Here is a 26930-nt window from a genome sequence, read left to right as displayed (position 1 = left end):
GTAGCGATGCCCCGCGTGATTGCAAGCCTGCTCGCTAGCCCATGCGGCCGAAGATGGCGCTGGCGTTGACCCCACCGAAGCCGAAGCCATTGGAGATCGCGTGCTGGATCGGCATCGGACGCGCGGCGCCGGCAACGACATCGATCCCCTCCGCACCCGGATCTGGGCTTTCGAAATTGAGTGTCGGCGGTGCGATCTGGTCGCGCAGGGCAAGCACGGTGAAGATTGCTTCAAGCCCGCCGGCGGCGCCGAGCAGGTGGCCGGTGGCCGATTTGGTCGCGCTCACAGCAATGGATTTGTTGCGGCCGAACAGCGCGCCGATGGCACCGAGTTCGCTCTCGTCGCCGGCGGGCGTCGAGGTCGCATGCGCGTTGAGATGCTGCAGATCGCCGGGCGCAAGGTTCGCCTGTCGCAGCGCGATCTCCATGGCGCGGCGGGCACCGTCGCCATCGGGCGGACCCGACGTCATGTGATAGGCGTCGGCGGTGGTGCCATATCCCATCAGCTCGGCGATCGGCACGGCGCCGCGCGCCAGCGCATGTTCCAGCTCCTCGATCACCAGGATGCCGGCGCCTTCGCCCATGACGAAACCGTCGCGGTCGCGATCGAACGGGCGCGAAGCGCGCGTCGGTTCGTTGTTGAAGCCGCTCGACAGAGCGCGGGCCGCCGCAAAGCCGCCGAGGCTGACGATGTCGATGCAGGCTTCGGCACCGCCGCAGATCGCGACATCGGCTTCGCCTGCGCGGATCATGCGGGCGCCGTCGCCGATCGCCTGCACGCCGGCGGCGCACGCGGTGACCGGTGTACCCAGCGCGCCCTTGTAGCCGTATTTGATCGAAACATGGCCGGCAGCGAGATTGGCGAGGAAGGAGGGGATCGTGAACGGCGAAAGCCGGCGCGGGCCGCGCTGCTCGGTGATGCGCACGGCCTCCGCCATCGCCGGAAAGCCACCGACGCCGGAGCCGATGATCGTCGCGGTCCGCTCCAGCGCAGATGCATCCTGCGGCGTCCATCTGGCCTGTGCGACCGCCTCCGCGGTGGCGAGCAGGGCAAACAGGATGAAGCGGTCCATCTTGCGCTGGTCCTTCGGCGCAACGGCCTCGGCCGGATCGAAGCCGCCTTCGTCATCGTCGGCCTTGTCGGACACCAGGCCGGCAACGCGCGCCGGTAATGCCTGCGCCCATTGCGGCAGAGGACGCAGCCCACTTTGACCGGCGAGCAGCCGGCGCCAGGATATCTCGACGCCACAGCCGAGCGGCGACACTGCGCCCATTCCCGTCACGACGATACGACGCATGTCAGTCTCCAGTCGGCGCGAGATCCGGGTTCAAGGCTTTGAGCGAGGTGAGCCGCCGCCGCATCAGGCGGCTCGCCGCGGGACCTGCGATCACCACTGCATTGGCGAGCGTGATCGGTTGCCTGTCGGCGGCGTCGACCACGACCGGGTCGAGCGGCCGACGATCGCTCCGGTTGGCCAGCAGGATGGATTCGCCCTTCGGCGCGAGGTGCTTGTTGCCCCAGGCGAGCAGCGTCGCGATCACAGGAAAGAAATCCCGCGCCTTGTCGGTCAGCACATATTCGTAACGCGGCGGCCGCTCCTGATAGCGGCGGCGGACGAACATGCCGGTCTTGGTGAGATGAGCAAGCCGCCGCGACAGGATGTTCGGCGCAATCGAGAGATTGCGCTCGAACTCGTCGAACCGCGTCGAGCCTTGTAGCGCATCCCGCAGGATCAAAATGCTCCACCATTCGCCGACCGTCTCCACGGCGCGGCCGACCGGGCATTCCTGGATGGAGGGGGACTTTGGCTGCATGGCCGGGAAGGTAGGGAAGTTACTTGCAAAATGCAAGTCACTAGGCAGCGACTTCGGGATGTGGCAGCGCTGTGCCTCGCTGTGGTGAGAATTGCGGCTACGAGCCTGAATGTGAATTGGAGGGCGGCATTCGCGCAGCACACTCCGTCATCGCGAGCGCAGCAAGCAATCCAGAGTCTTTCCGCGGAGGGATTCTGGATTGCTTCGCTGCGCTCGCAATGACGGGGAGGGAGCGGCAAGCATAATCTCGCCCGTTACCCTGAGGTGGCCGCTTCTTCAGCGGCCCTCGAAGGGCGAACGGCCGGACGCATCTCGGCCGTACATCCTTCGAGGCTCTTGGCGCGATGCTATGCATCGCGCCACTCGCGCCTCAGGATGACGCAGTTGATAGAGTGGCGGAAAGCGCGTCGGTCGCCCTAATGCGACCTTGCCAGGCAGAACGCCACCACCTGTTCCAGCGCGCTCTTCATCGGTGAGGACGGGAATAGCGCCAGCGCGTCGACGGCCATGGCGCCATAGTGCTGGGCGCGGCTCAGCGTGTCCTCGAGCGCGCGGTGCTTGTTCATCAGGCCGATGGCGTGGTCGAGATCGGTGTCGCCGATCTCGCCGCGCTCCAGCGCCTTGATCCAGAAGGCGCGCTCGGTGTCGTTGCCGCGGCGGAAGGCGAGCACAACGGGCAGGGTGATCTTGCCCTCGCGGAAATCGTCGCCGGTGTTCTTGCCGAGTTTTGCACTCTTGCCGCCGTAGTCGAGCACGTCATCGACGAGCTGGAAGGCGATGCCGAGATTCATGCCGACCGAGCGGCAGGCGGTCTGCTCGGCCTTGGGGCGGTTCGCGATCACGGGCCCGACCTCGCAGGCCGCCGCGAACAGCTCGGCGGTCTTGCCGCGGATCACGGCGAGATATTCGTCCTCGGTGGTTGCGGTGTTCTTGGCAGCGGCGAGCTGCATCACTTCGCCCTCGGCGATGGTGGCGGCGGCGGCCGACAGGATGTCGAGCGCGCGCAGCGAGCCGACCTCGACCATCATGCGGAAGGCCTGGCCGAGCAGGAAGTCGCCGACCAGCACGCTCGCCTCGTTGCCCCAGAGCATGCGCGCCGACAGCTTGCCGCGGCGCATCTCGCTCTCGTCGACGACGTCGTCGTGAAGCAGCGTGGCTGTATGCATGAACTCGACGCTGGCGGCGAGCTTGATATGGCCGTCGCCGGTATAGCCGGCGAGGTTGGCCATGGCGAGCGTCAGCATCGGCCGCAGCCGCTTGCCGCCAGAGGAGATCAGATGGTTGGCGACTTCAGGGATCATGGTGACGTCAGACCCGGTCCGCGACAGGATCGTGGCGTTGACGCGCTCCATGTCGCCGGCGACAAGGGCAACCAGCTCTTCGATCGACGCGCCGGGGGTTTCGAAAGGTACGATGACGGCCACGCCGGTCTCCAATATTTGCCCCGGAGGGGCTATTCTGATGGAAAGACAATAGAAACTGGACGGGGATGCGGCAAGGCCTGTGGAACCATTGACATTTGCCGCTTTGACCCCTTTCAGCCCAGGAGGCTCGTCTTGCGTGAATTGGTTCGGACCAACGATATCGTGCTGGTGTCGGCGATCGGCGCGCTGCTCGACGGCGCCCACATCCATCATCTGGTGCTGGACCAGAACATGAGCATCATCGAGGGCTCGCTCGGCGTCCTGCCCAGGCGGATCCTGGTTCATGAGGACGATGCCAGCGAGGCCCGGCAATTGCTGACTGAAGCCGGCCTCAGCCACGAATTGCGCGGCGATGATTGACGTCGTCACAGATCTCACCGAGGACGCCCTTCTCGGCGGCCAGCTGCTGCTCAAGCAGAAGCGATCCGGCCACCGGGCAGGACATGACGCCATCCTGCTTGCGGCCGCGACTGAGGCCCGTGAAGGTGACCGTGTGGTCGATCTCGGTGCCGGCATTGGCACGGCCGGCCTGGCGCTGGCCCGGCGCGTGGCCGGCGTCGATCTTCGTCTCGTCGAGATCGATCCGGAACTCGCTGCGCTCGCGCGGGCCAATGCAGCCGCGAATGCGATTGCCGCTGATGTCATCGTGCTCGACGTCACCGATGACGCACAGGCATTCGCGGCACACGGCCTCATGCCTGATGGCGCCGATTGCGTGTTGATGAATCCGCCCTTCAACGATGCCATCAGGCACCGCGGCTCGCCGGACCAGGCGCGCCACACCGCGCATGTCGCGACGGACGAGACGCTGCATGCCTGGGTGCATGCAGCGCGGCGCATCCTCCGATCGAACGGTGTGCTGACCCTGATCTGGCGCGCGGATGGAATTGCTGATGTCTTGGCAGCGCTGTCGCGCGGCTTCGGCAGCGTGTCGATCCTGCCGGTTCATGGCGATGCGGCGCGTCCAGCAATCCGCGTGCTGGTGCGCGCGGTCAAGGGCGGCCGGGCCCCGACGCGATTGCTGCCGGGCCTCATGCTCAATGATGAGTCACACGTGCCTAAAAAAGAGGTGCGGAATATTTTGGAGGGGAGAGCGGTCTTGCCGCTGGCGGAGCCGTGACGGCTTACTGGGGAAGCGATTCCGACTGCTGTTCCGGCTGGGACGTAAAGCGAATTGCCGTAAAGAGCGCGCCCATCAGCATCAACAGCAGATAGATCTTCATGTCGTTTCCTCCGCTGCCTCATTGCAGCTTCCCAACAGGGATTCTGCAAAACACGTTCCAGGCACCAGCAATGACAGTCGCGTGATAAATAAAGGTTAACCAGAGGTGACGGCATGGCCGAACAATTGAACGATCGCGAGAATTCCGGCCTGGCCGACAAGCTCATGCAATATCTTCCGGCGCGCTTTCGGCCAGGTGCCGCGGTGGTGCCCGTGGTGCGGCTGTCAGGCGTCATCGGCGCGGTGACGCCGCTGCGTCCGGGCATGACGCTGGCGAGCGTCGCAAGGGTGCTGGAGCGGGCGTTTTCATACCGGAATGCCAAGGCGGTGGCGCTGGTCATCAATTCACCCGGCGGCTCGCCGGTGCAGTCGCGCCAGATCTATCTGCGCATCAAGCAGCTCGCGGCGGAGAAGAAGCTGCCCGTGCTGGTGTTCGTCGAGGACGTAGCGGCTTCCGGCGGCTACATGATCGCCTGCGCCGGCGACGAGATCTTCTGCGATCCGTCCTCGATCCTCGGCTCGATCGGCGTGGTCGGCGGCAGCTTTGGTTTCCAGGAGGCGATCAAGCGCCTCGGCATCGAGCGGCGGCTCTATACGGCCGGCGCCCACAAGGCGATGCTCGATCCGTTCCTTCCCGAAAACCCCGATGACGTCGCCAAGCTGAAGGCACTCCAGCGCGAGATCCACCAGATCTTCATCGCGCTGGTGAAGGACAGCCGCGGCGCGAGGCTCAAGGGCGCGGACGACGTCCTGTTCACCGGCGAGTACTGGGCCGGGGAGACGTCAATCGGGCTCGGGCTCGCCGACGGCATCGGCGATCTCCGCTCAACTCTTCGTGCCCGCTATGGCGAGAAGGTTCTCACCCCCGTGATCGCCCAACCGACCGGCTTGCTGTCCAGCCTGCTCGGGCGGAAATCACCCGGTGCGGGCCAGCTTTCGGCCATGGAATCAATGGCCGGGCTTCCGGACGAGCTGATCTCGGCGGTCGAGACGCGGGCGATTTGGGCGAAATTCGGGTTCTAGGTTCGGTCATCCCGCGCCATTTGGTCCGTGCTGAGCCAATTGCGGCGCGGCCCGGACTGCGCGAGAATGTCTCTGGGGGCTGAGCATTGAACAAGGATCGACCGATGCCGCCGTTCGTCGCATTCGCGGGCGTGCTGGGTGGGCTTGCCGTGGTTCGCTGGGCCTACAAGACCGCACTCAGGATCAATGAGGAGCTCGAGGAGATGCGCCTGTCGCGCGTCGCCGAGGCCGCCTCGATGGGGAATATCCAGACGCTGAAGCGTGACCCCGTGACCGGAGCGTACAGGCCGGGGTAGGTCTTGCTGTTCGTCATGGCCGGGCTTGTCCCGGCCATCCACGCCTTGCCCCGTCGCACGAAGAACGTGGGTGCCCGGGACAAGCCCGGGCACGACGGAGAACTGGGCCGAATCCGACCCCTTTGCCTTGATTCCCAACCCCGCCGTCGATACGGTCCCGCGCGATTCAAAACCCCCCGCGAGAGCCTGATCTGACGATGGACGCCTCATTGCCCGCCCATATGCGCCCGGACCGCTCGTTCCAGGGCCTGCTCCTGGCCCTGCAGCGTTACTGGGCGGATTACGGCTGCGTGATCCTGCAGCCCTACGACATGGAAGTCGGCGCCGGCACCTTCCATCCTGGCACGACCCTGCGCGCGCTCGGCCCAAAGCCGTGGAACGCCGCCTATGTACAGCCCTCGCGCCGGCCCAAGGACGGCCGCTACGGCGAGAACCCGAACCGGCTTCAGCACTATTACCAGTTCCAGGTCATCCTCAAGCCGTCGCCGCCGAACCTTCAGGAGCTGTACCTGAAGTCGCTCGCCGCCATCGGCATCGATTCCGCCGTGCACGACATCCGCTTCGTCGAGGACGATTGGGAGAGCCCGACGCTCGGCGCCTGGGGGCTTGGCTGGGAGTGCTGGTGCGACGGCATGGAAGTCAGCCAGTTCACTTACTTCCAGCAGGTCGCCGGCGTGGAGTGCGCGCCGGTCGCGGGTGAGCTCACCTATGGCCTCGAACGGCTCGCCTGCTATCTGCAAGGCGTCGACCGCATCATGGACCTGAACTTCAACGGCCGCGAGGGCGCAGAGAAGGTCAGCTATCGCGATGTGTTCTTCCAGGCCGAGCAGGAATATTCGCGGCACAATTTCGAACATGCCGACACGGCGATGCTGTTCGAGCAGTTCAAGATGGCGGAAGCCGCCTGCAAGAAATACCTCGACGCCGGTTGGAAAGACGGCAAGCGCGAGGCGCATCTGATGGCGCTGCCGGCCTATGACCAGTGCATCAAGGCGAGCCATGTCTTCAACTTGCTCGACGCGCGCGGTGTGATTTCGGTGACGGAGCGACAGAGCTACATTTTCCGGGTCCGCGAGCTGGCGAAAGCCTGCGGCGAAGCCTGGGTGCACACCGAAGCCGGTGGAGCGGCCTGATGCCCGATCTTTTGCTCGAACTGTTCTCGGAAGAAATCCCTGCGCGTATGCAGGCCAAGGCGGCCGACGATCTGCGCCGGCTGGTCACCGACAAGCTCGTCGCTGAGGGCCTGGTCTACGAGGGCGCGAAGGCCTTCGCGACGCCGCGTCGCCTCGCGCTGACCGTGCACGGCATCCCCGCGCGTCAGCCTGATCTGAAGACCGAACGCCGCGGCCCGAAAGTCGGCGCGCCCGATGCGGCCGTGCAGGGCTTCCTGAAAGCGACCGGTCTGACATCGCTGGATGAGGCCAAGATCCAGCGCGACCCCAAGGGTGATTTCTACATCGGCTTGATCGAGAAGCCCGGCCGCGACGCCATCGACGTGCTTGCGGAAATCCTGCCGGTCATCGTCAGAACCTTCCCCTGGCCGAAATCGATGCGCTGGGGCGCGCGGTCGGCAAAGCCCGGTTCGCTGAGCTGGGTGCGTCCGCTGCACGCGATCACCGCGACCTTCGGCCTCGAGACCGAAGAGCCCGATGTGGTGAAGTTCGCGGTCGACGGCATCGAGGCCGGCCAGACCACCTACGGCCATCGCTTCCTTGCGCCATCAGCCATTTCGGTCCGCCGCTTCGAGGACTACGAAGCCAAGTTGCTGGATGCGAAGGTCGTGCTCGATCCTGAGAGGCGCAAGGATGCGATCCTCACCGACGCCAAGCAGCTCGCCTTCGCGCAAGGGTTCGAGCTCGTCGAGGACCAGAATTTGCTCGACGAGGTCGCAGGGCTCGTCGAATGGCCGGTCGTGCTGATGGGCTCGTTCGAAGAAGAGTTCTTGAAGACTCCCGACGAGGTGATCCGCGCCACCATCCGCAACAACCAGAAATGCTTCGTGGTGCGCGACCCCAAGACGGGCAAGCTCGCGAGCAAGTTCGTCCTGGTCGCCAACATCGAGGCCACCGACGGCGGCAAGATCATCGTCGGCGGCAACGAGCGCGTGATCCGCGCCCGGCTGAGCGATGCAAAATTCTTCTACGAGACGGACCTGAAGACGAAGCTCGAGGATCGCCTGCCGAAGTTCGAGCAGATCGTGTTCCACGAGAAGCTCGGCACGCAAGCGGAGCGGATCAAGCGGATCGAACGCTTGGCCGCCGAGATCGCACCGCTGGTCGGCGCCGACGTCGCGAAGGCAACGCGTGCCGCCCACCTCGCCAAGGCGGATCTGCTGACCGAAGTCGTCGGCGAATTCCCTGAGGTGCAGGGCCTGATGGGCAAGTACTACGCGCTGGCCCAGGGCGAGGACGCCTCGGTCGCGGCTGCCTGCGAGGAGCACTACAAGCCGCAAGGGCCTGCGGATCGCGTGCCGACCGATCCGGTCAGCGTTGCGGTGGCGCTTGCGGACAAGCTCGATACGTTGGTGGGCTTCTGGGCCATTGACGAGAAACCGACGGGATCGAAGGACCCGTATGCGCTGCGTCGTGCCGCGTTGGGCGTGATCAGGCTGATCGCCGAGAACACGCTGCGTTTGTCGTTGATGAAGGTGGCGGTGTCAGCGCTCGCCGGCCTCTCGGTAAAAGCTGCGGATGCGGACAAGCTTCCGAGCGATCTCCTCGCCTTCTTCGCCGACCGCCTCAAGGTCCAGCTCCGCGAGCAGGGCGCGCGTCACGATCTCGTCGACGCCGTGTTCGCGCTCGGCGGCCAGGACGATCTCTTGATGATCGTCCGCCGCGTCGATGCGCTCGGCAAGTTTCTGGAGTCCGACGACGGCAAGAACCTGCTCGCCGGCACCAAGCGCGCCAGCAACATCCTCGCGATCGAGGAGAAGAAGGACAAGCGCACCTTCGACGGCGCGCCCGACGCTGCGCTCTATGGCCTCGCTGAGGAGAAGGCGCTGGCCAAGGCGATCGGCGAGGTGAAGGCGGAAGCAGGTGCTGCCGTCGCGAAGGAAGACTTTGCCGCCGCGATGAGCGCGATGGCAAAGCTTCGCCCGCCGGTCGATGCGTTTTTCGACAAGGTGCGCGTCAACGACGATGATGCCAAGGTGCGCGAGAACCGCCTCAAGCTGCTGAACGAGATCCGCAGCGCCACCCGTGCGGTGGCGGATTTCTCGAAGATCCAGGATTGATCTCGGTCGCGCGGCAAACGACGCTGTCATTCCGGGGCGCGCGAAGCGCGAACCCGGAATCCATCGGACCGCACGTGACGTCGAGAAATGGATTCCGGGTTCGCGCCAAGTGGCGCGCCCCGGAATGACGGCGCAACAAAAAATGCCCCGCCCGGCGGGGGGAAGACCGGGCGGGGCCTGATGTCCGATTTCACTGCTTGCGCCAGCCTGATTGAAGTGGCGCGCCGGACATCGAGTTGAACGTGCAAGCAGGAACTTTAGTTCATCACCTCGACGATGCGCCGCGAGCGCGGCTCGACCAGCACCGTCTCGCCGTTCACGACGGTGTAGCGATAGGTCGTCGCGCCGAAACGTTGCGGCACGTCGTAATAGGTGATGCCGGTCTCGGGTAAGGTGGTGCCGACCACGACGCGATCGGGGATATGGAAGGCCGGCACGCGCTGCTCGACGACATAGTCGCGGAACGCCGGCCGCTGCTCGACCGCAATCGTCGGGCCTTCATCGACCACCACGGGCGCGCGTCCCACTGTGATCCCGGTTTGCGCCTGCGCCGCGATGGGCGCGCCGAGCGCGACGCCAAGCACTGCAAGAGCGAGAATCCTGTTCCGCATGGGCAACTCCTTCGAATTGACTTCAGCCGGCGCCAATGGCGCGACCGGTTGCCAATGCTGCGCCGCGCGTGATGTTCCGGAAAAAGCCTTGCCGCATACGCGGCAATTTCGGGCAGTTTTCGCGAAGCAAGGAACCCGTATCGCCCCTTGCGCGTCTCTACCCGCCGAACCGGGTCCGGTATGATCCGCCCGCGATTCGCCCCAACGCCCCGGAAAGATATTTCATGCACATCACCGTCGCCCACATCTCGCCGCTCCTGTCGTTGCTGGCGGGTGTGCTCATCCTGGTCATGCCTCGCCTGCTCAACTTCATCGTGGCGATCTTTCTCATTCTCAACGGTGCGATCGGGCTCGGTTTGCTGAAGTGGCTCCATCTCTAAGCCTTCATTTTCCGGAACTCTTCGACTTGCGCGGGCCCGCCCAAAATGGTGTAAGGCCCGCAATTTCCCGTCCCTCTCGCAGGTTGTGTGCAAGCTATGGCCAAAGCCGCCTCGAAGCCTAAGAAATCCCCAGCGAAATCAAAGCCCTCCGCCAAGGCGAAAGCCGCGCCGGCGGCCCGCAAGGCGCTTCCCAAGAGCGCCGTGAAGAGCGCCCCGAAGCCGGTTGCCAAGCCTGCGGCCAAGGCCGCTGTGAAGCCGGCAGCCAAGCCCGTTGCGAAGGCTGCGACCAGGCCGGCCGCTCCGAAGGTCGCGGCGAAGGCGTCTTTGGCCAAAAGCGCGCCGGCCAAGATCCCAGCCAACAAATGGGTCTTCACGTTCGGCGACGGCAAGGCCGAAGGCCGTACGGAGATGCGCGACCTGCTCGGCGGCAAGGGTGCCAACCTCGCCGAGATGGCCAATCTCGGCCTGCCGGTGCCTCCGGGCTTCACCATCCCGACCTCGGTCTGCACCTACTTCTACGCCCACGACAAATCCTATCCGAAGGAGCTGCAGTCGCAGGTTGAGAAGGCGCTCGACTATATCGGCAAGTTGACGGGCAAGGTGTTCGGCGACACCAAGAACCCGCTGCTGGTCTCGGTACGCTCGGGCGCGCGCGCCTCGATGCCCGGCATGATGGACACCGTGCTCAATCTCGGTCTCAACGACCAGACCGTGGAAGCGCTGTCGGAGCTCTCGGGCGATCGTCGCTTCGCCTATGACAGCTATCGCCGCTTTATCACCATGTATTCCGACGTGGTGCTCGGCTTCGAACATCATCACTTCGAGGAAATCCTCGACACCTTCAAGGACAGCCAGGGCTACACGCTCGACACCGACCTCGCCGCCGATGACTGGGTCGAGCTGGTCGGCAAGTACAAGGACGCGGTCGCGCGCGAGACCGGCAAGGATTTCCCGCAGGATCCGCATGACCAGCTCTGGGGCGCTGTCGGCGCGGTGTTTTCATCCTGGATGAACGCCCGCGCGGTGACCTACCGCAAGCTGCACGATATCCCGGAATCCTGGGGCACCGCGGTCAACGTGCAGGCCATGGTGTTCGGCAACATGGGCGAGACCTCGGCGACCGGCGTTGCGTTCACCCGCAACCCCTCGACCGGCGAGAGCAAGCTCTACGGCGAGTTCCTGATCAACGCGCAAGGCGAGGACGTGGTGGCGGGCATCCGCACGCCGCAGGACATCACCGAGGAGGCGCGTAAGGAATCCGGCTCCGACAAGGCCTCGATGGAAGCGGCGATGCCCGAGGCCTTCAAGGAGCTGACGCGGATCTACACGCTGCTCGAGAAGCACTATCGTGACATGCAGGACATGGAATTCACGGTGGAGCAGGGCAAGCTGTGGATGCTGCAGACCCGCGGCGGCAAGCGCACCGCCAAGGCCGCGCTGCGCATCGCGGTCGAGCTTGCCAATGAAGGCCTGATCACCAAGAAGGAAGCGGTGACGCGGATCGATCCCGCTTCGCTCGACCAGCTCTTGCATCCGACCATCGATCCCAACGCCAAGCGCGACGTGATCGCGACCGGCCTGCCGGCATCCCCGGGTGCTGCCTCCGGCGAGATCGTGTTCTCCTCGGACGAAGCGGCCAAGCTCCAGGGCGACGGGCGCAAGGTGATTCTGGTCCGCATCGAGACCAGCCCCGAAGACATCCACGGCATGCACGCCGCCGAAGGCATCCTGACCACCCGCGGCGGCATGACCTCGCACGCGGCGGTGGTCGCGCGCGGCATGGGCAAGCCCTGCGTCTCCGGCTGCGGCACCATCCGCGTCGATTACGGCCGCGGCACCATGAGCATCGGCTCGCGCACCTTCAAGGCCGGCGACGTCATCACCATCGACGGTTCGCTCGGCCAGGTGCTGGCCGGCCGCATGCCGATGATCGAGCCGGAACTGTCCGGCGAGTTCGGCACGCTGATGAACTGGGCCGACCAGGTTCGCAAGATCGGCGTCCGCGTCAACGGCGACACGCCGGATGACGCCCGCACCGCCATCAAGTTCGGCGCCGAAGGCATCGGCCTGTGCCGCACCGAGCACATGTTCTTCGAGGAGACCCGCATCCGCACGGTGCGCGAGATGATCCTTTCCGAGGACGAGCAGTCTCGCCGTGCCGCGCTGGCAAAGCTCTTGCCGATGCAGCGCGCCGATTTCGTCGAGCTGTTCGAGATCATGAAGGGGCTGCCCGTCACGATCCGTCTGCTGGACCCGCCGCTGCACGAGTTCCTGCCGCACACCCATGCCGAGGTCGAGGAAGTGGCGCGCGCCATGAACACCGATCCGCGGCGTCTGGCCGACCGTGCGCGCGAGCTGTCGGAGTTCAATCCGATGCTCGGCTTCCGCGGCTGCCGTATCGCGATCGCCTATCCTGAAATCGCCGAGATGCAGGCCCGTGCCATCTTCGAAGCCGCGGTCGAAGCCGAGAAGCGCACCGGCAAGGCCGTCGGCCTCGAGGTGATGGTGCCGCTGATCGCGACCAAGGCCGAGCTCGACCTGGTCAAGGCCCGCATTGATGCCACCGCGAAGTCGGTGATGCGCGAGACTGGCGCCAAGCTCGCCTATCAGGTCGGCACCATGATCGAGTTGCCGCGCGCCTGCCTGCTTGCGGAAGAGATCGCCCAGAGTGCCGAGTTCTTCTCGTTCGGCACCAACGACCTGACCCAGACGACCTACGGAATCAGCCGCGACGACGCGGCGAGCTTCCTCGGTCCCTACGTGAGCAAGGGCATCCTCTCGATCGATCCCTTCATCTCGCTCGACCAGGAAGGCGTTGGCGAACTGGTCAAGATCGGCGTCGCGCGCGGCCGCAAGACGCGCCCAAAGCTCAAGATGGGCATCTGCGGCGAGCACGGCGGCGATCCCGCTTCCGTCGCCTTCTGCCACAATATCGGTCTCGACTACGTGTCGTGCTCACCCTACCGCGTGCCGATCGCGCGCCTCGCAGCCGCCCAAGCCGCGCTCGGCAAGGCGGTTGCGAGCCAGGCGTAGGACGAACGCACGATTGAGCTGAGAGAGGCGGGGCCACAGCCCCGCCTCTTTCATTTTGCGCGACACTCTTTCCACACCGTCATTGCGAGCGAAGCGAAGCAATTCGGAATCTATCCGGGGGCAGTCTCGATTGCTTCCTCGCAAGTGCTCCTCGCAATGACGGTGTAGAGAGAGCTTCGCTCGTAATGACGAGGAGAGAGAACCGCACGCGTCCCGTAATGATACGTGCGCGTAACGGTTCCTTCACCATGCGCGTTGACCAGATGTTTACCGCTTCGAATGACGCGGCCTTTACCAACGCGCAGCATCGGCCCGTGAAAACACCTGACATCGCTTGAGTGTGCCCTGCGCGCAACGCGGATTAACGCCCCGGCAACCTAAATTAGATACTCACGATAAAGATCGAATTGCACGGATGTACTGAGTTCGGTCGAACGGGCGTAAGCGTAGCGTGAGCGTATCGATGTCAGTGTTGCGTAACCATCCGAAGGGTGCGCGGTTCGCATCCTTCGGACTCGGTCTCTGCATCTTCGCATTGATGCCGAGAGAGATCGGATATCAGGACATAGGCTCGCTGCTGGCGCGTCAGCCCGGCGTTGCCGAGCGCTGGCAGAAGCAGGTGTTCTCTGCGGCCTCGTCCATTCAGCTTGCCACTTACAGCTTCTCGCGCCCGATCGGGACGTCCGCGCCGCAGAGCGCGATGGTTCGTCTCGCGAGCCTCGATGGCCGCGACGTCACCGGCTCCATTTCGCGCAACCCGGTGCTGCAGCCGCCGGCACGCTACCAGGCCTCCGACTTTCCCAAGGTCGATCGCGCGTTGAAGGGCGATCGTCTCGCTATCGCGACACCGGCGCCTGTGTCTGAGCCGGTTGCTCCAGCGCCCACGCAGGAAAATCCGGCGACCTCGAACAGCTCCGTGTTCGGAGCGAAGACCGCCGAGCTGCCGCAGGCCATGTCGCCGGAGTCCGCCGCGGCGCTGGATCCCGAGCTTCAGGAAGCGATGCTTGCGCCGCCGCTGGCTCAATATACAAATCCGCCGAAGGCCGACGACAACGCGCTGTCCTTGGCGGCCCAGCCGCTCAACGCGCTGAAGCAGGCGACGGTCACCGCGCCGCCGCGCGACCCGTTCAGCGTCAAGACCTCGAACCTGTTCTTCGGCAGCTCCTCGCTCGGCGGCGCCATCGAGAGCATCGAGAGCTGGCAGCCCGGCGCCGAGCCGCTGATCGTGGCGCCCGATCCCGATATGAAGATGGCCTCGCTGGCGCCGCCGAACGAAGATGCCGCAAGCACCGAGAGCGGTGAGAGCGTCGCGCCGAAGGGCGAGGTCAACGCCGACAACCAGCGCGCCAAATCGCCGGCCGAGCGGCTGGCGCTCGACGAGAAATCACGCGCCAAGTCGGAAAAGTGCCTCGCAGAAGCCGTCTATTTCGAATCTCGCGGCGAGGCCGTGCGCGGTCAGATCGCGGTCGCGCAGGTGGTGATGAACCGCGTGTTCTCAGGCAAATATCCTGACACGGTGTGCGGCGTCGTCTACCAGAACAAGTACCGCCATTTCGCCTGCCAGTTCACCTTTGCCTGCGACAACAATCCCGACGTGATCCGCGAGCCCGAGATGTGGGAGCGCGCCAAGAAGATCTCGAAGGCGATGCTCGACGGCCAGATCTGGCTGCCTGAAGTGGGCAAGTCGACCCATTACCACGCCTATTGGGTACGTCCGTCCTGGGTCTCCGAGATGAAGAAGATGTACAAGACCGGCGTGCACACCTTCTACCGGCCGCGCGCCTGGGGCGACGGCGACGAGGAGCCGAGCTGGGGAACACCGGCGCAGACCGCCGCGCTCTCGGCCGAACTCGCGCAGGAAGCCAAGAGCTCCGCCGAGATGGGCGTGACGGAGCGAAGGTAGTCTTTCTTCACCTCTCCCGCTTGCGGGGAGAGGTCGGATTGCATCGTAGATGCAATCCGGGTGAGGGGGTACAGGTCTCTCGACGGCCGTATGCGCGGAGAGAGGCCCCTCACCCCAACCCTCTCCCCGTAAGAACGGGGAGAGAGAGCAGACCACCTCACATCTCGATATCCAGCGCGCAGTCGAGATTCGGCGCCGAATGCGTCAGCGCGCCGGAGGAGGCGTAGTCGACGCCGGTCGCCGCGATCTCGGGAATCGAGTCCGGCGTGACGCCGCCGGAGGCTTCCAGCTTGAGGCGCCCTTCGGTCATCCTGACGGCTTCGCGCAGCGTTGCGATGTCCATGTTGTCGAGCAGCACCGCATCGGCGAGCTCAGTGGCGAGTACCTCGCGCAGCTGCGCCAGCGTGTCGACCTCGATCTCGATCTTGACGAGATGGCCGGCATGGGCGCGCGCGCGCTCCAGCACGGGACGGATGCCGCCGGCAACCGCGATGTGGTTGTCCTTGATCAGGATCGCATCGTCGAGACCGAAGCGATGGTTGAAGCCGCCGCCGCACCGCACCGCATATTTCTCCAGCGCCCGCAATCCGGGCGTGGTCTTTCGCGTGCAGCAGATCCGCATTTTGGTGCCCTCGGTGCGCGCGACGTATGCGGCCGTGAGCGTCGCGACGCCCGAGAGGCGGCCGACGAAATTCAGTGCGGTCCGTTCCGCGGTGAGGATCGCGCGGGCCGGTCCTGATATCGTCAACACCTGCTGCCCGCGGACGACGCGGGCGGCGTCGCGGACATGGGCGCGTACCTCGATGTCGGGCGAGAGCTTTTGCAGCGTCGCCAGCGCCAGCGGCAGGCCGGCGATGATTCCGGGTTGGCGCGCAACCAGGTCGGCCTGCGCTTTGGTCGCTTCCGGGATCGTCGCGAGCGAGGTGATGTCGCCGGCGCGGCCGAGATCCTCATCGAGTGCGCGATGCACGGCCTCATCGATGGCGAGCGGAGAGAGGAAGGCGTCGGGATAGAGCAGGGAGGTCGGGGTGATCATGACAAACTCCGTCAGGCGATCATGGATTGCGCGATGTGCGGTGTTGAATGTTCGGCGAGGCTGTCCGCGATCTCGCGCACCGCCGCGAGTGTCGTCATCGTTCGCTGCGCGAGCAGCGGAACTTCTGCCGGATGGTCGGAGCGGAAATGTGCGCCGCGGCTCTCCTTCCGGCTCCACGCCGCGGCAGCCACCAGCAAGGCCGTTGTCGCCATGTTGCGGACAGTGACAGAAGTGGCCGTACGCTCGAGCGCAGCAAGGCTGCGCACGGCTTCCGCAAGCCCGTCGCGTTCGCGGATGACGCCGACATGTGTGGTCATCGTCGCGCGCAGCCGCTTGACAGTGCTTGAATCCGGAGCGCCGCCGCGTGGCGTCACGAGTGCTTCGGGGAGGCGGGCAGGCGAGGCGATCGCCCGGCCGGCGATGTCCTCGGCGATGCGCGCGGCGTAGACCATGGCCTCCAGCAGCGAGTTCGACGCAAGCCGGTTGGCGCCGTGCATGCCGGTCGACGATACTTCGCCGCCGGCCCAGAGCCCGTCGATGGAGCTGCGGCCGCGTGCATCGACCGCGATGCCACCCATGTGATAGTGCACGGCCGGCGCGATCGGGATGACTTGCGTCGCCGGGTCGACGCCGGCGGCGATGCAGCTCGCATGCACCGTCGGGAATTTGTCGGCGAAGCGCGTGCCCAGTGCCTGCCGCGCATCGAGGAAGGCGCCGCACCCAGATGCGATCTCGGCAAACACGCCGCGGGCCACGATGTCGCGCGGCGCGAGCTCGGCGAGGGGATGCTGCGCCAGCATGAAGCGCTCGCCCTTGCTGTTGATCAACGTCGCGCCTTCGCCGCGCAGCGCCTCGGTCGCAAGCGGTGCCGGATCGCGGCCGACCATGATCGCGGTTGGGTGGAATTGCACGAATTCCGGATCGGCGATCACGGCGCCGGCTCGGGCCGCGATCGCAAGGCCCGATCCATTGGCCTCTGCCGGATTGGTTGTGACGGCGTAGAGGTGGCCGATGCCGCCGGTCGCGAACACGACCGCGCGCGAGGCGATCATCACAGGGCTTGCCGCCACGTTGCCGGCCTCGCGCAATTGAAGTCCGGTAACGGCGCCATCCTCGGTAAGCAGCGCCTCGGCGACAAAACCTTCGATCAGGCGGATGGACGGTGTGCGGCGCGCGGCTTCGCTCAGCGCCGCGATGATCGCTGCGCCCGCGCCGTCGCCGCGGACGTGCACGATCCGCCGCGCCGAATGCGCAGCTTCGCGCCCCACCGCAAGCCGGCCTTCGAGATCGCGGTCGAACGGCACGCCATAGGCGAGCAGATCGCGGATCCGCGGACCCGCCTCGTGCGCGATGCCGAGTGCGGCCGCTTCATCGACGATGCCGCCGCCGACCGCAATCGTATCGGCGGCATGCGCTTCGGGACTGTCGCCGTCGGCGACGGCAGCCGCGATGCCGCCTTGCGCCCATGCGGACGAGGCGCCTTGTCCGAGCGGCGCCGCCGATATCAGCATCACCGGCCGCGGCGCAAGCTTGAGCGCGCAGAACAGTCCAGCCAGGCCACCGCCGACGATGACGACATCATCGGTGGTGCGGGTGAGGTTGTGGATGTTGTTTGTCATGATTTTGCTTTCTCCTTTCACTCCGCTGTCGTCCTGGCGAAAGCCAGGACCCATACGCCGCAGCGGAAATTGTTGTGCGAAGCTGGGTATTGCCTTTCTTCGCCAAACATCTCCCTGGGGTTATGGGTCCCGGATCTGCGCTCCGCTTCGCGGCGCTTGTCCGGGACGACACCGATTGTGTTGCTAATTCTTCAGATTGATCATCCGCTCGACCGAGCGCCGCGCGCGCATCGCAAGCGCCGGATCGATCGTGACTTCTTCGCCAGATGTCAGCAGGCTCTCAAGGATGTTGGACAGCGTGATGCGCTTCATGTGCGGACAGAGATTGCAGGGGCGCAGCATCTCCACGTCAGGCAGCTCGGCGCGGACATTGTCGGCCATCGAGCACTCGGTGATCATCACGAGACGCTTCGGCCGCCGTTCGCGCACCCAATTGATCATGTGCGCGGTCGAGCCGGTGAAGTCGGCTTCCGCCAGCACATCGGGCGGACATTCGGGATGCGCGATGATCTGCACGGAGGGATTGGCATCGCGGAAGGCGCGCAGCTCCTCGCCGGTGAAGCGCTCATGCACCTCGCAGGCGCCTTTCCAGGCGATGATCTTCACTGAAGTCTTCGAGGCGACATAGGTCGCGAGATAGCGGTCGGGCAGGAAGATCACGCGCGGTGCGTTCAGGCTCTCGACCACCTGCACCGCGTTCGACGAGGTGCAGCAGATGTCGACCTCGGCCTTCACCTCGGCGGATGTGTTGACATAAGCGACCACGGGCACGCCGGGAAATTTTTCGCGGAGCAGCCGCACGTCGGCGCCGGTGATACTGGCGGCGAGCGAGCAGCCGGCGCGCGTATCGGGGATCAAGACCGTCTTGTCCGGATTGAGCAGTTTCGACGTCTCCGCCATGAAGTGCACGCCGCACTGGATGATGATGTCGGCCTTCACCTTGGTGGCCTCGACGGCGAGCTGGAGCGAATCGCCGCCGATGTCGGCGACGCCGTGGAAGATCTCCGGCGCCTGGTAATTGTGCGCGAGGATCACCGCATTGCGCTCGCGCTTGAGCTGGTTGATCGCGTGGATCGTCGGCGCCATCAGCGGCCACTCGATCGACGGGATCACATGTTTGAGGCGCTGGTAGATCGGCGCGGTCGCGCGTTCGACCTCGCTGGTCCATTCCAGCGAAGGGCGCGGCAGCGTCGGCCCTGATCGCGCCGGCGCGATCGGAGTGGTGGCCCGGCCGTGCGGCCGGTTGGCGAAGTCATCAGGACCGTAAATCTCAGCAATCGGCATCGAAGCCTCCGTACATTCAATTATGCTCTCTTTGAGTATATGAGAGGCCCGAGAAATCCGGCCGAGAGGGGCCGGAGGAATTTCACCAAAGCTACATATGCTCAATCTGAGTAAATCAAAGATAACACGTCCCCCAGAAAGCCGCTAGCCCCGGCCGCACACATTCCCGTCAACTCGCGCTCCGCGCGCCGTGGAGGCCGCGATGAACCGCAATCCTTCCGAAAGAGGCCCTCGTGGAACGCAACGATTTTTGACTTTTGATTTTCATGCATCTGCATTAAACCGCTTATGAGCGGTCGCCGAATTGCGCTTCGCCAACGACGGATGAGGAACACCATGTCGATCCAAGCGGGCGGACTAGCTTCCTCACGTTCCCAAAACTGGCGGACCCCGGCCGTCATCATCGTCTGCGGTTGCGCGATCGGCATGCTCGGCTTCGGTCCGCGCTCGGCGCTCGGCTTCTTCGTGCAGCCGATGAGCCATGAATTCGCCTGGGGCCGCGACGTGTTCGGCCTCGCCATCGCCTTCCAGAATCTGTTGTGGGGATTGGGCCAGCCGTTAGCCGGCGCGATCGCCGATCGCTTCGGCCTGTTCCGCGTGATGTGCGTCGGCGCGCTGCTCTATGCCGGCGGTCTTCTCTTGATGCGCTATTCGTCGACGCCGCTGTCGCTCAACATCGGCGCGGGCGTGATGGTGGGCTTTGGCCTCGCCGGCTGCTCGTTCAATCTGGTGCTGTCGGCGTTCACGAAACTGTTGCCGGCCGAGAAGCGCGGCCTGGCGCTCGGCGCCGGCACCGCGGCGGGCTCGCTCGGCCAGTTCCTGTTCGCGCCGATCGGCGTCGCGCTGATCGACAATTTCGGCTGGCAGCAGGCGCTCACCGTGTTCGGCTTCCTGATGCTGCTGATCATTCCGCTGTCGCTGGCGATCTCGACGCCACCAGTCGCCACCACGGCCAACGCAGCGCCTGCGGATGAGCAGACCATCACGAGGGCGCTCGCCGAGGCTTTCGGCCATCGCTCCTATGTGCTGCTGGTGCTCGGCTTCTTCACCTGCGGCTTCCAGCTTGCTTTCATCACCGTGCACCTGCCGGCGTTTCTGGTCGATCGCGGCATCTCGACGCAAACCGGCGGCTGGGTGATCGCGGCTATCGGCCTGTTCAACATCATGGGCTCGCTCAGCGTCGGCTATCTCCAGAATAGCTTGCCCAAGCGCTACATCCTCTCGAGCATCTATTTAACCCGCGCGCTGGCGACGCTCGCCTTCATCTCGTTCCCGATCACTCCGTTCTCGGCGATCGCATTCGGTGCGGTCTCCGGCCTCACCTGGCTGTCGACGGTGCCGCCGACCTCGGCGCTGGTGGCGCTGATGTTCGGCACGCGCTGGCTGGCGACGCTCTATGGCTTCGCCTTCGTCAGCCATCAGGTCGGCGGCTTCCTCGGCGTCTGGCTCGGCGGCATCGTGTTCGAGAAGTTCGGTTCCTACACGCCGATCTGGTGGCTCTCGATCCTGTTCGGTGTGCTCTCGGCGCTGATCAATCTCCCGATCGTGGAGAAGCCGGTCGCACGAGCGGTTGCGCAGCCTGCCTGATCGGCTAAACATCCCTGTCAAACAAGTCAGGGAGTTCAAGCTGTGGGCACGTTCAAGGCGATCCGGATCGACAAGGCTGACAAGGGCACCACTGCCGCGCTCACCCAGTTCGACGAAGCCGAGCTGATGGATGGCGACGTCACCGTTCGCGTGGAATGGTCGACGCTGAACTACAAGGACGGCCTCGCGCTCACGGGCAAGGCGCCCGTGGTGCGCCGCTTCCCGATGATCGCCGGCATCGATTTCGCAGGCACTGTCGAAGCCTCCTCCCATCCGCAGTGGAAGGCGGGCGACAAGGTCGTCTGCACCGGCTGGGGCATGGGCGAGACCCATCTCGGCGCCTATGCCGAGAAGGCGCGGGTCAAGGGCGACTGGCTGGTCGCGCTGCCGCAGGGCCTGTCGGCACGTGATGCCATGGCGATCGGCACCGCCGGCTTCACCGCGATGCTCTCGGTGTTGGCGCTGGAGAAGCACGGCTTGTCGCCGAAGAGCGGCCCCGTCGTGGTGACGGGGGCCGCCGGCGGCGTCGGCTCGGTCGCGACAGCCATCCTGTCGAAGCTGGGCCACCACGTTATCGCCTCGACCGGCCGCGCCTCCGAGGCCGATTACCTCAAGAGCCTGGGCGCCGCCGAGGTGATCGACCGCAACGAATTGTCGGCGCCCCCAAAGCCCCTGGCCAAGGAGCGCTGGGCCGGCGGCGTCGACAGCGTTGGCTCGACCACGCTGGCCAACCTGCTGTCGATGACGAAGTATGGTGGCGCGATCGCCGCCTGCGGTCTCGCGGCCGGCATGGACCTGCCGTCTTCTGTCGCACCCTTCATTTTGCGCGGGGTGTGCCTTCTCGGCATCGATTCCGTGATGTGCCCGATCGCCCCCCGGAAAGCCGCCTGGCAGCGCCTGGAATCTGATCTGGATCGGTCAAAACTATCTGAAATCACTACGGAAATTTCACTCGATGAAGTTCCGGAATGGGGCGCGAAGATCCTCGCGGGCCAGGTTCGCGGCCGAATCGTGGTAAAAATTGTCTAACGACGTTCAGACTTTACCAACCAAGCTGCTTCAATGTCGCCTTGGTTAGTATGGTAAGCAGCGGGTAAAGAGATAAGGCATCGCCCGCTGCGGGGGTTAGTTCGGAGTAGAGCATGCTTGCGCGTATTGTGTTGGGGGCTGTTACGGCGGCCGTGACGTTTGCGCCGGCCATTGCCGGAAGCATGAATGCCGACGAGGCGCGTCGCTTCGTCGCCGGCAAGGTGTTCGCCTTCACCTGTTTCGACGGGACCCGCGGGGCAGGCCGCATTCTCGACGACCTCGGCGCCGCCGGCGCGGTGCAGTTCTCGGGCGCAGGCCCGGTTCGCCATCTCCGTCTCCCCGGCAACACGCTCCAGATCCGCGGCCAGAACGTCTGCGCCTCGATCAAGGGCATTCCGTTCGAGCCCTGTTTCAACCTTGAAAAGACCGACGATCGCAGCTTCCGCGGTTCGGTGTCGGGCATGGGGTTTGCCTATTGCGACTTCCACCATCAGGGCGGCAACCAGATGCTGATGGCGCGCGCCGTTGCACGGCCGCGCGCGCTGCGCAGCTCGGAGCAAACAGGTTCGATCAATGCGCCAGGCACCGAAGTCGCCGCGCGGGTCGAGACGCCGCGGGTCGAGAGCAGCCGGATCGAGCCGGTGAAGTCGGAAGCGAAGTCCGAGCCAAAGTCGGTTTCAAAGAGCGAAGGTCCGCTGGAGCTGCGCCGCTCGACCGAGTGATACCGGCGCACCCGGCGCTCATTTACCTGCCGTTGACGAATGCATCGCACGCGAAGCCGTGGCGCCGTAATCATACGGCCCGCCGTTTTTATGGCTTGGTAGCGACTGTCGCCCCAGCCTTGCGTAACGGCCGGGAGGCTGCCCTACCAACGGTTCAAACATGTCGCTCTATTTCTTTCGCATCAGCACTGGCCGCTATTCCGGGGCCGCTGATCAGCCGTACGAGTTCGAAGACCGTGCCGCGGCCTGGACCGAGATGACCGAGGTGTGCGCCAATCTGCTCGGCAGCATCTCGCGCAATCTGAAGCCGAATGCGAAGTGGAGCATGGAGCTGCTCGACGAGAACAAGGAGCCGGTGTTTCGCATCAGCCTGGTCAGCGAGACTGTCGGATGCAAAATAACCCCGCGCTGACTTCAAGCTGCAATTTACAACTATGACGAGATCAAACTCCTTCGATTTCAATCATGTAGCGCAAAAGATCAGTATTTCTGCTGACCTCGCCGTTAACCTTAGATGGAGCTCTGGCCGATAGCCTTTCGGGTAAGGGCGATCAACGTCCAAGCGGTCGGCAATGTCTGGCTGCTCGCGTTTCGGAGAAACGCAATGTTGAGCCAGATCAGATTGCGCATAGGCACTGTGCTGCCGGCCATCATCGCGGCGTTGGTGGTGCTTGGCGTGGGATCGGCCGGCTTGATCGCATTCGAAGCGATCGGCAAGCGTCGTGAAGCCGATGCATTCCTCAAGACCAATCACGCCGCCCAGTTGCTGCTGCAGAGCGCAGGACAATGGGCGATCGAACGCGGATTGACCAATGGGGCGTTGAAGTCCGCCGATCCGCTCCCTTCCGAACGCGGTGCCGAGATCGATAAGGTCCGTGCGACTGCGGACGCGGCTTTCCAGGCAGCTATCGTTGAGATCCGATCCATTCCCGAAATGGCGCTGGGGCAGTCGCAAATTGCAGAAGCCCAAGCCAAATTCGAGTCGCTGCGCCGGCTCCGCGAGAACGTCGTCACGAATCTCCCGCGGCCACGCTCCGAGCGGGCGCCTGATGTCGTCGATGGTTTTGCGCCCGCAATCACCGATGTCATCGAGATCGCGAGCAACCGGTTGCGGCTAACCCTCGAGACTTTGACCAGTCCCCCTGCGGCGAAGCTCGCCCAGCTCATTGGCGCGCGACACCTCACGGCCCAAATGGCCGAAAATGCCGGAAGAGAGCGTGCGCTCCTCGCCGGCGCGGTCGGCGCTCGGGCCAAGCTTGGCGTTGATGAGCTCCAGCGTCTCGCCGCACTGCGGTCCAAGGTCGAGCTTGCATGGGAGGCAGTCGTGCCGCTGCGGCTCCGCCCGGATCTGCCGAGGGGGATAGGCGAGACAATGGCAGAGGTGGAGAAGAGCTATTTTGGCAGCTACGGTGAGACGCGTACGCTCGTCCTTTCGGGCGGAGACTCCGGCGCGTATATGATCGGCGGGGCCGACTATTTCGCTCGCGCGACCGCCGGCATTAATGCTGTGCTGAAGCTTGGAGAATCCATCGGAGGGGCTGCCGACCAGGAAGCGAATTTGGAGGCGACTTCAAGTCTCCGCAACTTTATCATCACGCTTGCGCTTCTCGGCATCTCGCTGGGTCTGGCGGGGCTGAGCTTCTGGATTACCTTCTCCCGCATTCTCAAGCCGCTTTCCGCAATCACGGCCACGATGAGACGATTGGCTGATCGAGATTTCGAGGTCGAAGTGCCGGCCGCTGGTCAGACTGTCGAAATCGGCGAGATGGCTGTCGCAGTAGAGGTCTTCAAGCGAAACGGCCTTGAAGTGGAACGGATGAGAGCCGAGCAGGACGCCGCTGATCGGATTGCAGCCGCGCAGCGCAAGGCCGAGATGCACAAGCTTGCCGACAGCTTCGAATCTGCGATCGGCGAGATCGTCGAGACAGTTTCTTCAGCGGCAACCGAGCTCGAGGCTTCTGCCTCGACGCTGACCTCGACTGCCGAGCGCGGGCAGGGACTTGCTACCATGGTTGCTGCCGCCTCCGAAGAGGCGTCCACCAACGTCCAGTCGGTGGCCTCGGCGACCGAGGAGCTGTCGTCCTCGATTACCGAGATCAGCCGTCAGGTGCAGGAATCAGCGCGGGTGGCGAGCGAGGCGGTCGGTCAGGCCCGCAATACCACCGAGCGCGTCAGCGAATTGTCCAAAGCGGCTATGCGGATCGGCGACGTCGTCGAGCTCATCAACACCATCGCAGGCCAGACCAATCTGCTGGCTCTCAACGCCACGATCGAGGCGGCCCGCGCCGGCGAAGCCGGTCGCGGCTTTGCCGTTGTCGCCTCCGAGGTCAAGGCGCTTGCCGAGCAGACGGCAAAGGCGACCGGCGAGATCGGGCAGCAGATCTCCAGCATCCAGACCGCCACCGAGCAATCGGTCGGTGCCATCAGGGACATCAGCGACACCATCGAAAAGCTGTCCGAGATATCCTCGACCATCGCGGCCGCTGTCGAGGAGCAGGGCGCGGCTACGCAGGAAATTTCCCGCAACGTGCAGCAGGCGGCGGCAGGCACCCACCAGGTGTCGTCCAACATCACCGATGTGCAGCGCGGGGCCGGCGAGACTGGATCGGCGTCATCGCAAGTGCTCTCCGCCGCGCAGATGCTGTCCGGCGACAGCAACCGCCTCAAGCTCGAAGTCGGCAAGTTCTTGGACACCGTTCGGGCCGCCTGAACCGGGCCTCCCCGGCCCCCCGATCAACGACCGTCGCGGCTGCGGCGGTCGTCTGCGTTCCTGGTTCGAGGGGGTAAGAAAGACGGGATGCTCCAGGTGATTGCAGCTAATGGTCGTAGAAGAAGCCTATGACCACGATGTCGTATCCGTAGTTCCACGTAGGTCTCTGTTAACGGCTGCTTGCAACTATGCGAGCAATCTTACCGGACAAGAACCAGCCAGCATTATTGGAATGACCTCGCCCTGCCGTTCGTCGTGACGGTCGCGGCGCAGGTGACGTGTGCGTTAGCAGGTATCATCGGGATTTGTTGTGATGTCGAAATTGTCGATCGTCTTTAAGCTTCTGACCGTGTTGTCGGTCCTCGTGCTCTCGCTCGCCGGCGTCGGTGTCGTGGCGATCGGCACGATGCAGAGCATCAATTCTCATACAGTCGAGATCGCAGAGAGCTGGCTGCCGAGCGTGCGTGCGCTCGGCTCCATGCGGGCCGACATCAACGAGCTGCGCGTTGCGTTGCGTCTGCACGTGATGCAGGACACCCTCGAGGGTAAGGAGGCCGCCGAGAAGCGACTGGCCTCGCTGCAGGCGCGCATCGAGACCACCCGCAAGGTCTACGAGCCGCTGATCACCTCCGCGGAAGAGCGCTCGCTCTACCAGCAATGGACCAAGGCGTGGGCCGATTACCTGACGGGCGTTCAGGATGTGATGGCGCTGTCGCGCAAGAGTCCCGGCAAGTTCCCCACTGATGCCAACGAGATGTTGCAGACCAAGGTCGCGAAGATGGCCCAGGCGGCTGATCCGCTGCTCCTGAAGGGCATCGAGCTAAACAACCACGGCGCCGAACTGGAAACGAAGCAGGCGGCCGAGAGCTACGCGACGATCTTCCGCGTGCTGGTCGGCATCATCATGGCATCGGTCGTGATCGCAATCGGCGCCGCCTATTATCTCGTGCGCGACGTGTCGCGCGGCATTGCCTCGATCATCAAGCCGATGCAGTCGCTCGGTGAGGGCGATCTGTCGGCCGACGTGCCGCATCGCGGCGAGAAGACCGAGATCGGATCGATGGCGGATGCGCTGCAGATCTTCAAGGAGGCGCTGATCGCCAAGCGTGCGGCGGACGAGGCTGCGAGGCTCGATGCCGAGGCCAAGATCGAGCGCGGCCGCCGCGTCGACGCCATCACCACCAAGTTCGAAGCCATGATCGGCGAGGTCGTTGGGACGGTGTCGTCGGCCTCCACCGAGCTCGAGGCCTCCGCGTCGACGCTGACCAATACGGCCCAGCGCGGACAGGAGCTGGCGACCGTCGTCGCCGCGGCTTCCGAGGAAGCATCCACCAACGTGCAGGCTGTGGCGTCCGCGTCCGAGGAGCTGTCGTCCTCCATCACCGAGATCAGCCGCCGGGTACAGGATTCCGCGCGGATGGCGGCGGAGGCCGTCGAGCAGGCGTCCCGGACCAACGAACGCGTCAACGAGCTGTCGCAGGCGGCGGCCCGAATCGGCGACGTCGTCGAGCTCATCAACACCATCGCAGGCCAGACCAATCTGCTGGCGCTGAACGCCACCATCGAGGCGGCACGTGCGGGCGAGGCCGGCCGCGGCTTTGCCGTCGTCGCCTCCGAGGTGAAGGCACTGGCCGAACAGACCGCGAAGGCGACCGGCGAGATCGGGGCGCAGGTGTCGGGCATTCAGGCCGCGACACAGGAATCCGTCAGCGCCATCCAGGAGATTGGCGGCACCATCGAGCGGCTGTCGGAAGTGGCGGCGGCAATCGCGGCCGCGGTCGAGGAACAGGGCGCGGCGACGCAGGAGATCTCGCGGAACGTCCAGCAGGCCTCCGTTGGCACCCAGGAGGTCTCGTCGAACATCACCGACGTGCAGCGCGGTGCGATCGAGACCGGCGAAGCGTCGGTCGAAGTCCTCTCGGCGGCAAAGTCGCTGGCGTCCGACAGCACACGTCTCAAGGTCGAGGTCGCGCAGTTCCTGGAGTCGGTCCGCGCGGCCTGATCT

At 64.7% G+C, this 26930-nt stretch carries 22 protein-coding genes; 15 read left to right on the top strand and 7 right to left on the bottom strand.

From position 1 onward, the window contains the following. Positions 1-34 precede the first annotated feature (34 nt). The 3 genes from fabF to Q0687_RS16575 form a co-directional block, all read right to left on the bottom strand. Positions 35-1297 carry a beta-ketoacyl-ACP synthase II gene (gene fabF / locus Q0687_RS16585; RefSeq protein WP_298878617.1) on the bottom strand — a complete coding sequence of 421 codons (1263 nt, stop codon included), beginning with the start codon at positions 1295-1297 and terminating at the stop codon, positions 35-37. A gap of 1 nt (position 1298) precedes the next feature. Beyond that, a complete protein-coding gene (locus Q0687_RS16580) occupies positions 1299-1814 on the bottom strand; it encodes a helix-turn-helix domain-containing protein (RefSeq protein WP_298878615.1) in 516 nt (171 codons plus the stop codon). Positions 1815-2230: 416 nt separating this feature from the next. Next, complete coding sequence (locus Q0687_RS16575) at positions 2231-3238, bottom strand: polyprenyl synthetase family protein (RefSeq protein WP_011085318.1); 1008 nt, start codon at positions 3236-3238, stop codon at positions 2231-2233. 132 nt (positions 3239-3370) lie between these two features. On the opposite strand from Q0687_RS16575, the gene Q0687_RS16570 reads away from it, so the two are divergent. The 6 genes from Q0687_RS16570 to glyS all read left to right on the top strand — a co-directional run bounded on the left by Q0687_RS16570 (position 3371) and on the right by glyS (position 9011). Next, positions 3371-3598, top strand: coding sequence for a DUF2007 domain-containing protein (locus Q0687_RS16570; RefSeq protein WP_298878587.1), 228 nt, complete (start codon positions 3371-3373; stop codon positions 3596-3598). After that, positions 3591-4358: a methyltransferase gene (locus Q0687_RS16565; protein WP_298878586.1), complete on the top strand. Its 768-nt coding sequence runs from the start codon at positions 3591-3593 to the stop codon at positions 4356-4358. Before Q0687_RS16570 ends, Q0687_RS16565 begins: the two co-directional genes overlap by 8 nt. Before the next feature lie 216 nt (positions 4359-4574). Then, a complete protein-coding gene (locus Q0687_RS16560; protein ID WP_298878584.1) occupies positions 4575-5483 on the top strand; it encodes a S49 family peptidase in 909 nt (302 codons plus the stop codon). A 104-nt stretch (positions 5484-5587) separates the two neighbouring features. Continuing rightward, on the top strand, positions 5588-5779 hold the full coding sequence (locus Q0687_RS16555; RefSeq protein WP_298878582.1) for a hypothetical protein: 192 nt from the start codon (positions 5588-5590) through the stop codon (positions 5777-5779). Between the two features lie 197 nt (positions 5780-5976). Then, entirely contained in the window at positions 5977-6912 is a 936-nt protein-coding gene (locus tag Q0687_RS16550; protein ID WP_298878580.1) for a glycine--tRNA ligase subunit alpha, read from the top strand. Beyond that, entirely contained in the window at positions 6912-9011 is a 2100-nt protein-coding gene (gene glyS / locus Q0687_RS16545; RefSeq protein ID WP_298878578.1) for a glycine--tRNA ligase subunit beta, read from the top strand. The genes Q0687_RS16550 and glyS overlap by 1 nt, the downstream gene beginning before the upstream one ends. Before the next feature lie 257 nt (positions 9012-9268). On the opposite strand, the gene Q0687_RS16540 is transcribed toward glyS, so the two are convergent. After that, on the bottom strand, positions 9269-9622 hold the full coding sequence (locus tag Q0687_RS16540) for a DUF1236 domain-containing protein (RefSeq protein ID WP_298878576.1): 354 nt from the start codon (positions 9620-9622) through the stop codon (positions 9269-9271). Positions 9623-9846: 224 nt separating this feature from the next. On the opposite strand from Q0687_RS16540, the gene Q0687_RS16535 reads away from it, so the two are divergent. The 3 genes from Q0687_RS16535 (at position 9847) to Q0687_RS16525 (ending at position 14938) form a co-directional block, all read left to right on the top strand. After that, positions 9847-10002, top strand: a complete 156-nt coding sequence (locus Q0687_RS16535) for a DUF3096 domain-containing protein (RefSeq protein ID WP_298878575.1) — start codon at positions 9847-9849, stop codon at positions 10000-10002. 96 nt (positions 10003-10098) lie between these two features. Further along, entirely contained in the window at positions 10099-13035 is a 2937-nt protein-coding gene (gene ppdK / locus Q0687_RS16530; protein ID WP_298878573.1) for a pyruvate, phosphate dikinase, read from the top strand. Positions 13036-13498: 463 nt separating this feature from the next. Beyond that, positions 13499-14938 (top strand): cell wall hydrolase, encoded by a 1440-nt coding sequence (locus tag Q0687_RS16525; protein ID WP_298878571.1) that lies wholly within the window; start codon positions 13499-13501, stop codon positions 14936-14938. A 157-nt stretch (positions 14939-15095) separates the two neighbouring features. On the opposite strand, the gene nadC is transcribed toward Q0687_RS16525, so the two are convergent. The 3 genes from nadC to nadA all read right to left on the bottom strand — a co-directional run bounded on the left by nadC (position 15096) and on the right by nadA (position 18877). After that, positions 15096-15974, bottom strand: a complete 879-nt coding sequence (gene nadC / locus Q0687_RS16520; protein ID WP_298878569.1) for a carboxylating nicotinate-nucleotide diphosphorylase — start codon at positions 15972-15974, stop codon at positions 15096-15098. An 11-nt stretch (positions 15975-15985) separates the two neighbouring features. Further along, positions 15986-17593, bottom strand: coding sequence for an L-aspartate oxidase (locus Q0687_RS16515; protein ID WP_298878567.1), 1608 nt, complete (start codon positions 17591-17593; stop codon positions 15986-15988). Positions 17594-17776: 183 nt separating this feature from the next. Then, complete coding sequence (nadA, locus tag Q0687_RS16510) at positions 17777-18877, bottom strand: quinolinate synthase NadA (RefSeq protein WP_298878565.1); 1101 nt, start codon at positions 18875-18877, stop codon at positions 17777-17779. A gap of 336 nt (positions 18878-19213) precedes the next feature. On the opposite strand from nadA, the gene Q0687_RS16505 reads away from it, so the two are divergent. The 6 genes from Q0687_RS16505 to Q0687_RS16480 all read left to right on the top strand — a co-directional run bounded on the left by Q0687_RS16505 (position 19214) and on the right by Q0687_RS16480 (position 26927). After that, positions 19214-20464, top strand: a complete 1251-nt coding sequence (locus Q0687_RS16505) for an MFS transporter (RefSeq protein ID WP_298878563.1) — start codon at positions 19214-19216, stop codon at positions 20462-20464. 42 nt (positions 20465-20506) lie between these two features. Continuing rightward, positions 20507-21493 carry an MDR family oxidoreductase gene (locus tag Q0687_RS16500; RefSeq protein ID WP_298878561.1) on the top strand — a complete coding sequence of 329 codons (987 nt, stop codon included), beginning with the start codon at positions 20507-20509 and terminating at the stop codon, positions 21491-21493. A gap of 113 nt (positions 21494-21606) precedes the next feature. Then, complete coding sequence (locus Q0687_RS16495; protein ID WP_298878558.1) at positions 21607-22215, top strand: hypothetical protein; 609 nt, start codon at positions 21607-21609, stop codon at positions 22213-22215. Between the two features lie 160 nt (positions 22216-22375). Continuing rightward, positions 22376-22627 carry a hypothetical protein gene (locus Q0687_RS16490; RefSeq protein WP_298878556.1) on the top strand — a complete coding sequence of 84 codons (252 nt, stop codon included), beginning with the start codon at positions 22376-22378 and terminating at the stop codon, positions 22625-22627. A 192-nt stretch (positions 22628-22819) separates the two neighbouring features. Further along, positions 22820-24925, top strand: coding sequence for a methyl-accepting chemotaxis protein (locus Q0687_RS16485; RefSeq protein WP_298878554.1), 2106 nt, complete (start codon positions 22820-22822; stop codon positions 24923-24925). Positions 24926-25238: 313 nt separating this feature from the next. Next, positions 25239-26927, top strand: coding sequence for a methyl-accepting chemotaxis protein (locus Q0687_RS16480; RefSeq protein ID WP_298878552.1), 1689 nt, complete (start codon positions 25239-25241; stop codon positions 26925-26927). The last annotated feature ends 3 nt before the right edge of the window (positions 26928-26930 follow it).

The organism is uncultured Bradyrhizobium sp., from assembly GCF_936928535.1.
Taxonomy (GTDB): Bacteria; Pseudomonadota; Alphaproteobacteria; order Rhizobiales; family Xanthobacteraceae; genus Bradyrhizobium.
The sequence above is the reverse complement of the archived record's forward strand: the minus strand, read 5'-3'. Positions and strand labels throughout refer to the sequence as shown.

Excerpts from the sequence above, each read along its gene's own strand:
- Q0687_RS16495 (WP_298878558.1), top strand. The coding sequence starts at position 21,607 with ATGCTTGCGCGTATTGTGTTGGGGGCTGTTACGGCGGCCGTGACGTTT.
- Q0687_RS16490 (WP_298878556.1), top strand. The coding sequence starts at position 22,376 with ATGTCGCTCTATTTCTTTCGCATCAGCACTGGCCGCTATTCCGGGGCC.
- Q0687_RS16540 (WP_298878576.1), bottom strand. The coding sequence starts at position 9,622 with ATGCGGAACAGGATTCTCGCTCTTGCAGTGCTTGGCGTCGCGCTCGGC.
- Q0687_RS16560 (WP_298878584.1), top strand. The coding sequence starts at position 4,575 with ATGGCCGAACAATTGAACGATCGCGAGAATTCCGGCCTGGCCGACAAG.
- ppdK (WP_298878573.1), top strand. The coding sequence starts at position 10,099 with ATGGCCAAAGCCGCCTCGAAGCCTAAGAAATCCCCAGCGAAATCAAAG.
- nadC (WP_298878569.1), bottom strand. The coding sequence starts at position 15,974 with ATGATCACCCCGACCTCCCTGCTCTATCCCGACGCCTTCCTCTCTCCG.
- Q0687_RS16535 (WP_298878575.1), top strand. The coding sequence starts at position 9,847 with ATGCACATCACCGTCGCCCACATCTCGCCGCTCCTGTCGTTGCTGGCG.
- fabF (WP_298878617.1), bottom strand. The coding sequence starts at position 1,297 with ATGCGTCGTATCGTCGTGACGGGAATGGGCGCAGTGTCGCCGCTCGGC.
- Q0687_RS16580 (WP_298878615.1), bottom strand. The coding sequence starts at position 1,814 with ATGCAGCCAAAGTCCCCCTCCATCCAGGAATGCCCGGTCGGCCGCGCC.
- Q0687_RS16565 (WP_298878586.1), top strand. The coding sequence starts at position 3,591 with ATGATTGACGTCGTCACAGATCTCACCGAGGACGCCCTTCTCGGCGGC.
- Q0687_RS16550 (WP_298878580.1), top strand. The coding sequence starts at position 5,977 with ATGGACGCCTCATTGCCCGCCCATATGCGCCCGGACCGCTCGTTCCAG.
- nadA (WP_298878565.1), bottom strand. The coding sequence starts at position 18,877 with ATGCCGATTGCTGAGATTTACGGTCCTGATGACTTCGCCAACCGGCCG.
- glyS (WP_298878578.1), top strand. The coding sequence starts at position 6,912 with ATGCCCGATCTTTTGCTCGAACTGTTCTCGGAAGAAATCCCTGCGCGT.
- Q0687_RS16480 (WP_298878552.1), top strand. The coding sequence starts at position 25,239 with ATGTCGAAATTGTCGATCGTCTTTAAGCTTCTGACCGTGTTGTCGGTC.
- Q0687_RS16505 (WP_298878563.1), top strand. The coding sequence starts at position 19,214 with ATGTCGATCCAAGCGGGCGGACTAGCTTCCTCACGTTCCCAAAACTGG.
- Q0687_RS16515 (WP_298878567.1), bottom strand. The coding sequence starts at position 17,593 with ATGACAAACAACATCCACAACCTCACCCGCACCACCGATGATGTCGTC.
- Q0687_RS16485 (WP_298878554.1), top strand. The coding sequence starts at position 22,820 with ATGTTGAGCCAGATCAGATTGCGCATAGGCACTGTGCTGCCGGCCATC.
- Q0687_RS16555 (WP_298878582.1), top strand. The coding sequence starts at position 5,588 with ATGCCGCCGTTCGTCGCATTCGCGGGCGTGCTGGGTGGGCTTGCCGTG.
- Q0687_RS16525 (WP_298878571.1), top strand. The coding sequence starts at position 13,499 with ATGTCAGTGTTGCGTAACCATCCGAAGGGTGCGCGGTTCGCATCCTTC.